The 14,112-nt window shown below is 68.2% G+C and carries 6 protein-coding genes and 1 pseudogene; 6 read left to right on the forward strand and 1 reads right to left on the reverse strand.

Features of this window, described 5'->3' with window-relative positions; genetic code table 11:
- Positions 1–7: 7 nt before the first annotated feature.
- Positions 8–3,508, reverse strand: coding sequence for a helicase-related protein (locus tag ACIQ7H_RS10285; RefSeq protein WP_395791065.1), 3,501 nt, complete (start codon positions 3,506–3,508; stop codon positions 8–10).
- Positions 3,509–4,220: 712 nt separating this feature from the next.
- Here ACIQ7H_RS10285 and ltaE point away from each other — a divergent pair.
- The 6 genes and pseudogenes from ltaE to ACIQ7H_RS10315 form a co-directional block, all read left to right on the forward strand.
- Positions 4,221–5,237, forward strand: coding sequence for a low-specificity L-threonine aldolase (gene ltaE, locus ACIQ7H_RS10290; RefSeq protein WP_395791067.1), 1,017 nt, complete (start codon positions 4,221–4,223; stop codon positions 5,235–5,237).
- A gap of 201 nt (positions 5,238–5,438) precedes the next feature.
- On the forward strand, positions 5,439–6,044 hold the full coding sequence (locus tag ACIQ7H_RS10295) for an ECF-type sigma factor (protein WP_395791069.1): 606 nt from the start codon (positions 5,439–5,441) through the stop codon (positions 6,042–6,044).
- A 13-nt stretch (positions 6,045–6,057) separates the two neighbouring features.
- Entirely contained in the window at positions 6,058–8,760 is a 2,703-nt protein-coding gene (locus tag ACIQ7H_RS10300) for a tetratricopeptide repeat protein (protein WP_395791071.1), read from the forward strand.
- A gap of 227 nt (positions 8,761–8,987) precedes the next feature.
- On the forward strand, positions 8,988–11,582 hold the full coding sequence (locus ACIQ7H_RS10305) for a hypothetical protein (protein WP_395791073.1): 2,595 nt from the start codon (positions 8,988–8,990) through the stop codon (positions 11,580–11,582).
- A gap of 460 nt (positions 11,583–12,042) precedes the next feature.
- Positions 12,043–13,644: a malate synthase A gene (gene aceB / locus ACIQ7H_RS10310; protein WP_395791075.1), complete on the forward strand. Its 1,602-nt coding sequence runs from the start codon at positions 12,043–12,045 to the stop codon at positions 13,642–13,644.
- A gap of 83 nt (positions 13,645–13,727) precedes the next feature.
- Positions 13,728–14,112, forward strand: a pseudogene (locus ACIQ7H_RS10315) (isocitrate lyase); the annotation flags it as partial.

The raw sequence follows: 14,112 nt of genomic DNA on the forward strand, positions 1-14,112 counted from the left end.
CGCAGGCTCAAGCATGCCGCACGCCTTCGGGAAGCTGCGCGCGCTCCAGGAGGTCGGAGATATCCAAGTTCTTGCTCACTTCTGCCCAGTCTGGCGCCTGGCTCACCGGGCCCTGCAGGTAGTAGGGCCCTTCGGTGGAATCGTCCTCGTTCACCAGCACGATCGCCAGCCAGTACTGGGTCGGCTTGTTGAGCGCAGCGATGATCTCGTTCTTGGTCAGGGTGATCGTGGTGGCCCCTTTGGCGCGGCCTTTGACCTCGATCAGCCGGTCGTCGGGCAACAGGTCGCTTCGAGCCGGCTGGCGCGAGGTGATGTCGTAGCCGCACTTCAAGGCGGAGTCGTCGCGCGGCTCGTGGCCCATGGCGCGCTCCGCCGCCATCACGGCTTGCATCGCGATGCGTTCGATGCGCGCGCGCGCCGCGGCGTCAGCCGTGAACATCGGGAGTGTGCTGGGGTTTTCGGCGTGCTTAAACCAACCTGACGGCACCACCAGGGCGCCGCCGACCACGCGCGGCGTGACCGACACGATATGGCTCTGAGCCTCCAGCGCCTTGTCGCGTGCTGCGAGCCGAGCGGTCAGTTCCTCCGCGCGACGCCGCAGCAACTCGGGCTGCATGCGCGGCTGTTTGCCCGCGCGCACGTCCTCCTGCAGGGTGATGGCGCGATGGGAGAGGTGGTTGATTTCCTTGGTAAGCCGCTCATGCACGGCCTTGCGAACCTTGTCGACATGGCGAAGACGGCGCTCGCGCACTTCGTTCAAGTGTTGCGGGACCAACTCGCCGCCGGCCCAGTCGAGGGCGCGCCGCTCTAGGCCTTGGCTTAGCCACGCTTCGGCCAGCAGGGTCTCTACCTGTTGCGCTTCGGCATCGGTGGCGGCGCGCAGATCCAGATGCGGGGCCCAACCCGCGAAGCCAGTGCTGCCGTCGGGCGCCACGCGGAGAAACTGCAGCTGGCGCGAGATGATGCGCTCGCTCTCGGCGCTGCCCTCTCGAATGGCGTGGTCGACGATCAGCAGCAGGTGTGGCTCGCAGCTGGTGTCGGTCGGGTCAATCAGAACGCAGCCCTGTTTCAAGGCCGACTCGCGCGCTTCCAGGGTCAGGTCGATCACGGCACCCATGAGTGGGTGCGCAGGGTGGACTAGGTCGGCAAGCGGGCGGGCAGTGACTCGCATCTGCGACTTCTCGAAGCAGATACGTTCGTAGCTGCGCAGCACCGGTTGGCGGGTTGCGCCGATCTGGCGGTCGCGCTCGCGGATCTGCGCGGGCACGTGCGGCAGTTCATAGCGTTCGGCTTCGCGAGCGCGTGCCTCGCCGCCGAGCTGCTCGAAAGCCTTGAGAAAGAACGCGCGGATGAAGTGAGGCTGCAGCTTCCGAGCTTCCGCTCGATCCATCTCTTCCTTGATGGCATGCAGGGTGTCGAGGCCCATGTGGTCCTCGACCAGCGCGTTGCGGCGAAAGATCTCTTTGAGGTGGTTTGCATCCAGGCTGTTGTCGATGACCTCGAACAGCTGCTGCCGCACGTCCTCGCGTTCGCCGTAGCGAATCGCACGCATCAACAGGTCTTTGAGCGAGGTGTTGGAGAAGGCCTCGCCGAGGACATCGAACACACGTCCGCCCAGCGCTTTGCGCTCGATCTCGATCTTCTCGAACAGGCGCTGGAAGACTGCCCCCTCCCGGGTTTCTTTCGCCACCAGATTCCACAGGTGGCAGACCTCGCGCTGGCCGATTCGGTGGATGCGTCCGAAGCGCTGTTCGAGGCGGTTGGGGTTCCAGGGCAGGTCGTAGTTGACCATCAGGTGGGCGTTCTGCAGGTTCACGCCTTCGCCCGCGGCGTCCGTTGCCACTAGAACCTGTACGTCTTTGTTCTGGCGAAACTCTTCTTGTATGCGCCTGCGCTCGTCGCGCTTGGTGCCGCCGTGGATCTGCACGATCGCACTCGGTCGGCCCAGTACCCCGGCGATCTTGTCGCTCAGATAGTTCAGTGTGTCGCGGTGCTCGGTGAAAATGATGAGCTTGCGCTGATGACCGTGGGCGTCGCGCATCAAGGGATCAACTTGAAGGATCTGCGATAGCTCGCGCCATTTCTGATCCTCACCGCTGTCGTGCAGGCGCTTGGCTTCGGCCTCAAGCGCACGCAGGCTCGCGAGTTCCGCTTCCATCTCGACGATGGTGGTCGCCGCCGAGGATTGCTCGACGATCTGATCCGCGACGGTCTCGAAGTCTTCTGCGGTCAGGGCGTCTTCGGCGTCGTCCAGGTTGTCGGGGATATCAATCGCGACCATCCGATAGGCCGGCTGCGTCTGAGCAATCCAGTTGCCGCGTTCCGCCAGCTTGGCCTCTTCGAGCTTTTCCTCTCGCCGTTTGCGACGCCGGTGCAGGGACTGGTAGATCGCGGCTGGGCTGGACGCCAAGCGGCGTTGCAGCTGGGTGAGCGCGAAGCCGACGGTGTTCTTGGTCTTGCCGTCTAGCTTCTCTGCGCGATTCATCTCCGTTCGGACGTACTCGGTGACGTTGGCGTAGAGCAGAGCTTCCGCATTCGATAGATCGAAGTTGGCGGTGTACGCGCGACGCTCCGGGAACAGGCGCGTGCCATCAAACTTGAGCAGCTCCTCCTTGACCAAGCGGCGCATGAGATCGGAGACATCTTCACGGCGCGCGCCGTCGCGGAACTTCCCGTAGAAGCGGTCCCCGTCAAGCAGGGACAGAAACAGCTGAAAGTCCTCTTCCTTGCCGTTGTGGGGCGTCGCGGTCATCAAGAGGAAGTGTCGACAGATCGAGCCGAGCAGTTCGCCGAGCTGAAAGCGCTGAGTCTTCTTGACCTCGTTGCCGGTGAAGCTCGCCGAGAGCTTGTGCGCCTCGTCGACGATGATCAGGTCCCAGTGAGTGGCCTTGAGCTTTTCTTGAAGCTCTTCGCTGCGGGAGAGCTGATCGAGGCGTGCTATCAACTGGTCGTGCTGTGCGAACGCATTGCCCGAGGACGAGAGCTCCTGATGCTCGCGGCCGAACAGGGTGAACTCAAGGCCAAACTTGTCGCGTAGTTCGTCTTGCCACTGTCCACACAGCGAGCCCGGCGTGACTACCAGAATGCGCTGAGCGTCGGAGCGCATGATCAGCTCGCGAATCAGCAACCCCGCCATGATGGTTTTGCCCGCGCCTGGATCGTCAGCGAGCACGTAGCGCAGGGGCTGGCGCGGCAGCATGGACTCGTAGACCGCCGAAATCTGGTGCGGCAACGGTTCCACATCTGAGGTGTGCACGGCCATCATCGGGTCGAACAGGTGAGCGAACCGGATGCGCAGCGCTTCGGCGCCGAGCTGGAACGCCTCACCGCCGGCAAGGAAGGACCACGGTCGGGTCAGCGTGGCCTCGGCAATCTCAGGCTCTTCGCTCCGCAGCACCATCCGTTCGCCAATCGTGCCAGCGGCACGTCGATAGACGAGCGTCACAGCATCTGCACCCACCGGTTCACAGACCAACACCTCCACGGGCCCGCCGGGGTCGACTCCCATGAGCCTTTGACCCCTGGTGATGTTCTCAAGCTTCAGCACTGGCTCGCCCTCTGTTGACCCTTGGCATTCTAGGCGGTGCAGTCTCGGGGGACGAGACGAATGCGGACTTGAGCGATCGAGGGGACAGAGTGCCTTGGGGTAGCAAACGGCTTTCGGGCAGGGACCCAAGGCCGGCGGGCTCAGAGTTCAGGGCACTTCTCCCGTGAGAGCGTTTGCAAGCCTCGCAGAAAGGCGACTTTCGGCCCTTCTTCGGCTCGACCCTGTCTGTGCAAGCCTGAGGCGCCTCGAGTTCGATTCAAACGCGAGCAGTTTCGGGTGGCTTTGCCAAGGGCGCCAACCGGCGAATTCCATTCGCAGGTTCTGCAAGCTGGATTCCTTTGCATCTGCAAAGTCGGCAGATCAATACTCGATGAATCAGCGGCCTGCGCGCGTGCTTCACCGAGGATTATCTGCAATCCGCTGCCAGCGCATCTGCAAAGCCCAGGCGCCGGGACGCTGTCGCGCGCTGGTTTCCCGCGTTGCGCGTGGATCCGGTGCCAAGGCGTGACATGGCCAGCCTCCGCGCCTTGAGTTGCCGGGTGAGCGGGCAACCTTTCGACTCTCGGTCCTTGTTCCTGGTGAGTGCGAACTTTCGATGGCCCACCCAATGACACTGGACCCGCCGGCGCGGAGCATGGAGGCTTCGTCAATCCCTTCGCCGCCACCGCAGCCCATGCCCCCCATCGACCTCCGCTCCGACACCGTCACCCGCCCCACCGCCGCGATGCGCGCCGCGATGCTTGCAGCCGAGGTGGGCGATGACGTGTATGGCGATGATCCGACCGTCAATGCGCTGCAGCTCAAGCTCGCGGACATGCTGGGCTTCGCGGCGGGGCTGTTTGTTCCGTCGGGTACGCAGTCGAATCTGTTGGCGCTGATGGCGCACTGCGAGCGCGGTGACGAGTACATCGTCGGCATGGATGCGCACACCTACAAGTACGAGGGCGGTGGGGCGGCGGTGCTGGGCTCGATCCAGCCGCAGCCGTTGCCGCAGGCGGGCGACGGTTCGATTCCGCTCGACGCGGTGCGCGCGGCGATCAAGCCGATCGACCCGCATTTTGCGCGCACCAAGATCCTGTGCCTGGAGAACACCTGGCACGGCCGGCCGCTGCCGCTGGACTACCTGGCCGAGGCGCGCGCGCTGTGCGATGCGCGTGGGCTGGGACTGCATCTGGACGGTGCGCGCCTGTTCAACGCGGCCGTGGCGCAGGGCGTGCCGGCGGCTGAGATCACCCGGCATTTCGACAGCGTGTCGGTGTGTCTGTCGAAGGGCCTGGGGGCACCGGTCGGTTCTGTTCTGCTGGGTAACGCGGTCCTGGTCGAGAAGGCGCGGCGCTGGCGCAAGGTGCTGGGCGGTGGCTGGCGACAGGCGGGCATTCTTGCGGCGGGCTGCAGCTATGCGCTGGATCATCATGTCGAGCGTTTGGCCGACGATCATCGCCGTGCCACGGATCTGGCGCGCGGGCTTGAGGCGCGGGGCCTCAAGGTCGAGGCGACGCCGACCAATCTGCTGTTCGTGCACGTGCCGGAGGCGCGGCTTGATGCGCTGCGTGCGGCCTTTGCCGACGCTGGCATTCTGGCCTCGATCGGTGGCCCGCGCATTCGTCTGGCGACGCATCTGGATATCGACGATGTGGCGGTTGAGCGCACGCTCGCGGCGTTCGCGCGGTCGCTCGGCCTGGCAGGCTGATCTGCTGCTTCGCCGCCGTCGCTCGCGCCAGTTCGCGCATCGCACGCATGAGGCTTGCGCCGTGCGGGCACACCTCGCATCCCGCATCCCGCAGCCGCCAGCCGATGACAGCTCCGGCCCGCTCGCGCCCTCGACACAGCAGAAAACATCAGCATTGCTAAGCTCTGACGGGTCGGCTGACAGTGCAGGGGCGGCAGAGGAATGGAGACGGAGCTCGATCAATTCGAGATCGATACCGATCTGGAGGCGCTGCTGGCGCGCTGGGGCGCGTCGTCCGCGCCCGCCGCGCAGGCGCAGCCGGATGCGGCTCACGCGCTTCAGCAGGAGGCGCTGCTGCGCGAGGTCTATGCCGGGCTGCGCCAGCTGGCCGCGCGCAGCCTGCGCGGCGAGCGACGCGAGCACACCCTGCGTCCGACCGATCTGGCTCATGAGGCCTGGCTGCGTCTGCGCGAATGCGCGGGGCCGTTTCGCGATCGCGCGCATCTGCTGGCGATCGCCGCGCTGATGATGCGGCGCATCCTGGTCGACCATGCCCGCGCGCGGCTGGCGGCCAAGCGCGACGGCGTGCGGGTGACCTTGGACGTCGAGCTGGCAGCCGATCTGCCCGACGCCGCCGACCTGCTCAGCCTCGATGCGGCCTTGAGCGCGCTGCAGGCGCAGGACGCACGCAAGGCGCAGGCGCTGCAGCTGCACGTGTTCGGCGGGCTGAGCCAGCCCGAAATCGCCGAGCTGCTGGATGTCTCGCTGGGCACGGTGGAGCGCGACCTGCGAATGGCGCGCGCGTTCCTGAAGCGGGCGCTGACGTGATGAGCTCATCGGCGTGCTGAGCCCGCAGCGCTGGCAGCGCGCCGGGGCGCTGTTTCATGCGGCGACTGCGCTGGCCGATCCGGCGGAACGCGACGCCTTGATCGCGACCTGCGAGGACGCCGAGATCCGCGCCGAAGTGCTGTCCTTGCTGGCCGCCGATGCCGGCGACAGCCGTGCTTTGGAATCGCCGCAGCGGCTGGCGCGCACGCTGGACGCCGCGCCCGATCTCGGCGGCCGCAGTCTTGGCCCCTGGCGCTTGATCGAGGAGGTCGGCCGCGGCGGCATGGGCGTGGTGTATCGCGCCGAGCGCAGCGACGGGCTGTATGCGCAGCAGGTGGCGATCAAGCTGCTGCGCGGATTTCCCGGAGCGGAGCTGCGGCAGCGCTTCGAGCGCGAGCGCCGGCTGCTGGCCCGGCTCGAACACCCGGGCATTGCGCGTCTGCTCGACGGCGGCCACACCGACGAAGGCCAGCCCTGGCTGGCGATGGAGTTTGTCGACGGCATGCCGCTGAATGCCTGGTGCGCGCGTGCCGAGGTCTCGCCGCAACAGCGGCTCGCGCTGTGGCTGCAGGTGGTCGATGCCGTGGCCTATGCGCACGGGCAGCTGGTGCTGCATCGCGATCTGAAACCCGCCAACGTGCGGGTGGATCAACAGGGTCGCGCGCGCCTGCTCGACTTCGGTATCGGCGCGTGGATGGGCAAGGGCGAGGACGCGCAGACCCAGGGCCTGCGTCTGCTGACGCCGGGCTACGCCAGCCCCGAGCAGGCGCGCGGCGAGACGGTGGGCGTGACGAGCGATGTCTACAGCCTGGGCGTGATCCTGCGCGAGCTGATGCCCGAGCCACCCCGCGCATGGCGACGTGATCTCGTCTCGATCATCGAGCGCGCGACCCGCGAGGAAGCGGCCGCGCGCTATGCCAGTGCGGCAGCACTGGGCGAGGACCTGCGCCGACTGCTCGCGGGCGAGCCCGTGCTGGCGCGCGCGGGCGGCTGGCGCTATCGCAGTGGGCGCTTTCTGCGCCGGCATCGCTTGGGCGTGGTCGCCGCGCTGATGGCGGTGGGCGTGGCGATCGCGTTCACGCTTGGGCTGGTCCGCGAGCGTGACCGCGCGCTGGCCGCCGAAGCGCGCGCCGAGCGCGAGGCGCGCACCGCCGAGCGCACCGCCGATCTGCTGGTGGGGCTGTTTCGCGGCGCCGATCCCTTCGCGCCGCGCGCTGCCGAACGCGATCTGCGCAGCGTGCTGGCGGAGGGCCTGCAGGCCATCGACGCGCAAGCCTCACTGGACCCGCAGGTGCGCGCCCGCCTGTACGACACGCTCGGCGCCATTCATCGCAATCTGGGTCTGCCCCAGCCTGCGCTGCAGGCCTGGGCGGCGGCGGAGCGTCTGCATCTTGAGTCCGCCGCGGGCCCGGCGGCGGCCTACAGTGCCGCTGAGCAGGCGCTGCTGCAGGCACAGGCGCGTGAGATCGACGCGGCGCTGGCCTCGGCAGCGCGCGCGCGGGCGCATGCCGGGTCGCAGCTGGAGGCGACGGCGCCGGGCGGCGACACGCTGCGGCTGGCCGTGCTGGTGGCCGAGGCGGCGGCCTTCGAAGCCGCGGGACAACTCGACGAGGCGCTGGCGCGCCTGAGCGCGGCCGAGCCCGTCGCGCAGCGTCTGCCGGTGGCTGAGGTCGATCCGCTGCAGCGCGTGCTGGAGCAGCAGGGCGAGGTGTACTGGCTGCTGGCCCGGTATGCCGACAGCGAGCGCGTGCTGCGCGCGGCGCGCGAGCGCGTGGCGGCGCGGCTCGGCGAGGGTTCGCCGGCGCTGCGCAGCCTCGATGCGGGCATCGCCCGTGCGCTGCGCGACCAGGGGCGCGGCGAGGAGGCCGTGGCCCTCTACCGCAGCCTGCTTCAAGGCCTCTCCGCTGACGAGCAGCGCAGCGCCGGTGCGGTCACGGCGCAGGCCGATCTGGGGGCCGCCCTGCACGATCTCGGCCGCTATGCCGAAGCGGAGACCGCCTACCGCGCCCAGGCCGAAGCCGCCATCGCGGTCTACGGCGCGGACAGCCCGCAGCATGCGATGGCGCTGAACAACCTGGGCACGCTGGCGGTGGACCGCGGTGATCCACCCGCGGCGCTGCCGTACTTCCGCGAGTCCATGCGCCTGCGCCTGCGCACCCAGCCGGAGCGCAGCGTGCCGATGGCGCGGATGCAGGGCAATCTCGGCGATCTGCTGTCGCGGCTCGGCGCCCACGACGAGGCGCAGGCGCTGCTGGATGCCTCGCTGCGCACGCGTCTCGACCTGCTCGGCCCGACGCACTTCGAGACCGTGATCAGCCGGGTGTACCTGGGCGTGCTCGCCGTGGAGCGTGGCCGGGCCGATGAAGCCCGGGCTCAGCTCAAGGCGATTGCCGACAGCGGCTTCGTCGCCGAGCGCTTCGACCGCATGCTGGTGCTGCGGTTGCAGGGCCGCCTCGCCCTGCTGGAGGCGCAGCCTGAGGTCGCGGTCCAGCACTTCGCTGATGCGCGGGCGTTTCTGGCCGGCGATATGGGCGAGCAGCATCCCGATGTGGCCAAGCTTGATCTGTGGTGGTCGCGGGCGCTGCTCGCTGCCGGTCAGCGCGAGGCCGCGCGGCAGCGCTTCATCGAGGCGGCGCGCGTTCTGCGGCCGGTCTGGGCGCCCGCTGTGCTGATGCGCAGGGAGATGGAAGACCTGGGCCGAGCTCTGGGCGAGTAAGCCGGCGAGGTGCGGGGCCGAGGCGCTGATGGCGCCAGCGCGGATCAGGTCCGGATGCAGGTGATCGGGGTGGCTTGAGGCAAGGCTGAAGAATCCAGCACTGGCGCGCGCCATGGAGGGCGCGGCCATTGATCAAGGCCAGGATGGACGTGATCGGGGTTGCCTTAAGGGGCAGGGCGCGGTTTCCCGCCTTCTCAGTGCATCCCTTGCTGCCCCGTGGTGGTCCCATGTATCTCTTCCTGCGTTCGCGTTCTGGTGTGTCTGCGCACAGGCGGTCGCTGCCCTGCGCCCTGTTGTTCTGGCTGCTGCTGAGCGTCGCGCCGCCCAGCCAGGCCCTGCCCGAGTTCTATGCGCCCGATCCCGACGGTGAGGTGCTGGCGCTGGCGCGGGACGCCAGCGGGCGCGCTCTGGTGGGGGGCGACTTCGGGCGCATCGGCGGTGCCCAGCGGCGCGGCATCGCGCGTCTGCACGCCAACGGCGAGGCGGACCTCGGCTTCGATCCAGGCAAGGGCGCGAACGGTCGCGTGCTCGCGGTGGCGGTGGCGGCTGATGGCAGCGTCTGGATCGGCGGCGAGTTCACCGCGGTCGATGGCCAGCCGCGCGCGCAGATCGCGCGCTTGAGCCCGCAGGGCGCGCTGCAGCCCGGCGTCGGCGTGACGGCGGCGCCCAACGGCAGCGTCAATGCGCTGCTGGTGCAGGCCGACGGCAGCGTGATTCTGGGCGGTGCCTTTACGCGGGTCGGTGGCGTCGACCGCGGGCGACTGGCAAGGCTGGGCACCGACGGCCGGCTGGACCTCGCCTACGCCGTGGGTGCGGGTGCAGACGGGCGGGTGCGGGCGCTGGCGCAGCGCGCGGACGGTCGCGTCTGGGTCGGCGGTGAGTTCAGCAGCTTCGACGCGCAGGGGGCGGCGCGGCTCACCCTGTTGGACAGCGCGGGCCGTGCCGTGCCGCTGCCGCTGCCGCTGCCGCCCGCGCTGAGTGGGGCGGTCCGCGCCCTGCGGCTGGATCGCGCCGAGCGGCTCTGGGTCGGCGGCCAGTTCAGCACCGAGCCGCAGGGCGCCCTACGCGGCCTGGTGCGGCTCAGCGAAGACGGCCGCCTCGATGCCGAGATCGATCCGCAAGTGCAAGGCGGCAGCGGCGTGCATGCGCTGGCGATCGACGAAGTCGACCGGCTGCTGCTGGCAGGCGACTTCGACCGCGTGGCCGGCTCGACCATGGGCGGTTTCGCGCGCTTGCTGGCCGATGGCAGCCTCGACGGCAGCTTCGAGCCCGATGCGCTCGACACGCGCGGCGCCCGCGCTCTCGTTCGACAGGCCGATGGCGGTCTGCTCGTCGGCGGCGATTTCAGCACCGTGGGCGGCGTCCTGCAGCGGGGCCTGGTGCGCTTCGACGAGGAGGGCCTGCGCGAGCGCCCACTGCTCAACGGCGCCTTCGTCCATGGCATCGCCAATGCGCTGGCGCTGGACGCGCACAAGCGTGTGGTGCTGGCGGGTGGCTTCAATCGGGTGAATGGCGAGATGCGCGACAGCCTGGCGCGCTGGTCGCGAGACGGCGTGCTGGATCGGACCTTCGGCGTGAGCAGCGGCCTGACGCGGACGGGTGCGTTCGCCCAGGCCTTCGCGCAGTGGCTGGACTACGACGGCAGCGCGCTGCTGGCCGGTGAGTTCAACCGCGTCGGCGCACAGGTGCGCGAGGGTTTCGCACGCATCGATTCGAACGCGACCGTGCTGCCACCCTTCGCCGCCGTCGCAGTCAGTTCGGCGCCCGAGGTGCTGGGGCTGAGTCGCGACGCGCAGGGGCGCTGGCTGGTCCACGGACTGTTCACTTCCATCAACGGTGTGCCCCGTCCCTCGCTGGCGCGGCTGTTCGCCAACGGCAGCGTGGACCCGAGCTTCGCGCCCGCGGGCGGCAACGCCCTGCGCATGACGGCCGCTCGCGTCCTGAGCGATGGTCGCGTGCTGGTGGCGGGCCTGTTCGATCAGTACAACGACCAGCCCCGTCGCGGCCTCGCCATGCTGACTTCCGACGGTCAGCTTGCCCAGGGCTTCGATGTGCCCGGCGGTGTGGACGGCACGATCGATCTGATTCTGGAGATGGACGACGGCCGTCTGCTGCTCGGCGGCGACTTCAGCGCCATCGGCGGGGAGCCACGGCGACACCTGGTCCGGCTGCTGCCCGACGGGCAGTTCGATCCGGCATTCCGTGTCGATGCCGGTCTCGACGGCGCAGTGCGCACGGCCGTGCAGCAGGCCGATGGCCGGGTCATCATCGGCGGCGACTTTCGCAATGTGCAGGGGCATGTGCAGGCCGGAATCGCGCGTCTGTTGGGCGACGGCAGCCGCGACCCTGAGTTCGCCACGCCCGGCGTCGACCCGGACGGGGTATCGCTGGTGTACGCGCTGGCGCTGGACGACCGCGCGCATCTGCTGATCAGCGGCCTGGCGGTCGAAATCAGCGGCAGCTCGCGCGGCGGAATGGTGCGACTGGCCCTGCGCGAGCCCGCACGCTACAGCTGGTTTCTGGAGCAGGCGGACACCCGGCTCTGCTGGGCGGCGGAAGGTGCCGCACCACGGCCGTTTGCCGCGCGCTTCGAGCGCTCGGACAACGGCAGCCAGTGGAGCCTGCTGGGTGATGCCGAACGCGTGGGCGCGCGCTGGTGCTTCGAGTCGACTGCACCACTCGCCGGCCAGTGGCTGCGGGTCACCGCGCAGTACCGCAGCGGGCTGGCCGCATCCTCGACGTCCCTGCTGCGGCGGGTGTGGCGGGCACCAACGCGCACGGCGCTGTTCGCCGATGGCTTCGAGGTGGGTGCCGTCCGCTGACGCACGGCAGATGTCGCGGGCAGAATCACCGCCGGCTCTGAATCCCGATTCCCGAATCCCCGCTCAATCCCACAGCCGCTCGACCCCGCGCAGCAGGGCCCTGCGCGTGTCTGCGCTGCGCACGTTGTGCGCGCGCTCCAGCAGCAGCTAGCCCTCAGCGTCGACGACTCCCTGCGCCAAGGCATGTCCCATCAGGTCGTCGTGGTCTTCGATAGCCGGCATCGAACGCTCCCGAAATCCGCCCAGCGCTTGCGTGCGTCGCTGTAGCCCATGATCAGGTTGCGCGGCGCAAGTCGCGGAGCGTGCGCAAGGAAGCTCGGTAAGTCATTGTTTTTGTAAAAGTCCTAGCATTATGAAATCTGTGTATTTGCAAAGTTAATCCAATCCATTGAAACATTTGTTTAGGCAAACGCTGCGCTGCGGCATAAGGTCCGAATCCCTTGAGACTTGGAATCCACCCATGGCCGCCAGCACCGCCGCCCAGCAGATCCAGCACGCCAGCCCCAGCGTCGACCCGCGCGTGGGCCGGGTGCTTACGCCGGATGCGGTGGCTCTGCTGCAGGCGCTGCATCGTCGCTTCGAGTCCACCCGGCAGAAGCTGCTGTCGGCGCGCAGTGTCTATCAGGCGCGGATCGACGCCGGCGCGCTGCCCGATTTCCGCCCCGAAACCCGCGAGATCCGCGAGAGCGAATGGACCGTGGCGACGATTCCGGATGCGCTCAAGGATCGTCGGGTCGAGATCACCGGGCCGGTCGAACGCAAGATGATCATCAACGCGCTGAACTCGGGGGCGAAGGTGTTCATGGCCGACTTCGAGGACAGCAGCAGCCCGACCCGCGGCAACATGTTCGACGGCCAGATCAATCTGATGGATGCGGTCGCCGGCACCATCGAGTACACCTCGCCCGAGGGCAAGCACTACGCGCTCAAACCCGAAGGCCTGGCGACCCTGATCGTGAGGCCGCGCGGCTGGCATCTGTCCGAGGCGAGTTTTGAAGTTGATGGCGCGCCGATGGCCGGCGGCCTGTTCGACATGGCCCTGTTCGCGTTCCACAACGCCGCCGCGCTGCAGGCGAAGGACCGCGGCCCCTACTTCTATCTGCCCAAGCTGCAGGCCTTCGAGGAAGCCGCGCTGTGGGACGAGGCCATGGCCTTCGTCGAGCACCACCTCAGCCTGCCGATCGGCAGCATGAAGGCGACCGTGCTGATCGAAACCCTGCCGGCCGTGTTCGAGATGCACGAGATCCTGCACGCGCTGCGCTGCCGCGTGGTCGGCCTGAACTGCGGGCGCTGGGACTACATCTTCAGCTACATCAAAACCTTCCGCCGTCACCCCGATCGCGTGCTGCCGGACCGCAGCCAGGTAACGATGACTGTGCCGTTCCTGAAGGCCTATTCCGAACTGCTGATCCAGACCTGCCATCGCCGCGGTGCGCATGCGATGGGCGGCATGGCGGCGCAGATTCCGATCTCCGGCGACCCGGTCGCCAACGAAGAAGCGATCGGCCGCGTTCGTGCCGACAAGCTGCGCGAAGTCACCGCCGGCCACGACGGCACCTGGGTCGCGCATCCGGGCCTGATCCCGGTGGCGCGCGAGATCTTCGACAAACACATGCCAACGCCGAACCAGCTGCATGTGCGTCGCGACGATGTGCGCGTCGATCGCGATCTGCTGATCCATCCCAGCATCGGCACCATCACCCGCGAAGGCTTCTACGCCAACATCGACGTCTGCGTGCGCTACCTGGCGGCCTGGCTGGACGGACAAGGCTGCGTGCCGATCCACAACCTGATGGAAGACGCCGCCACCGCCGAGATCAGCCGCGCCCAGCTGTGGCAATGGCTGCATACCGATGACCAGCGCTTCGACGACGGCGATCACATCGACTTCGCCCTGTTCGACCGCGCCATCGGCAGCGTCGCCCAGCGCCTGCCGCGTGCCGGCCTGCCGGGCCAGGGGCGGATCAACGAGGCCGCGCAGATTCTGGCCGAGCTGACCCGCGCCGACACCCTGGCCGATTTCATCACCCTGCCGGCCTACGGGCGGCTTGATCACGGCTAGACGCGCGCGCCCGTCGCACCCGTCGCAGCCATCCACAGCAGTTCCAATTCGACCCCGCCCCGGACTATTCCAAGGAATACCTCATGAGCCATCAGCTGCCGACCGCCGAACAGATCCAGCGCGACTGGGACACCAACCCGCGCTGGAAGGGCATCACCCGCAACTACAGCGCCGCCGATGTGGTGCGCCTGCGCGGAACCGTGCACATCGAGCACTCGCTGGCGCGTCGCGGGGCCGAGCGTCTGTGGCGCCAGCTGCACGAGCTGCCCTTCGTCAACGCGCTCGGCGCATTGACCGGCAACCAGGCCATGCAGCAGGTCAAGGCCGGACTGCAGGCGATTTATCTGTCGGGCTGGCAGGTCGCGGCGGACGCCAACATCGCCGGCGAGATGTACCCCGACCAGAGCCTGTACCCGGCCAACTCGGTGCCGCAGGTGGTCAAGCGCATCAACAACTGCCTGGCCCGCG

The sequence above is a fragment of the Aquimonas sp. genome, from assembly GCF_044377145.1.
Taxonomy (GTDB): domain Bacteria; phylum Pseudomonadota; class Gammaproteobacteria; order Xanthomonadales; family Xanthomonadaceae; genus Aquimonas.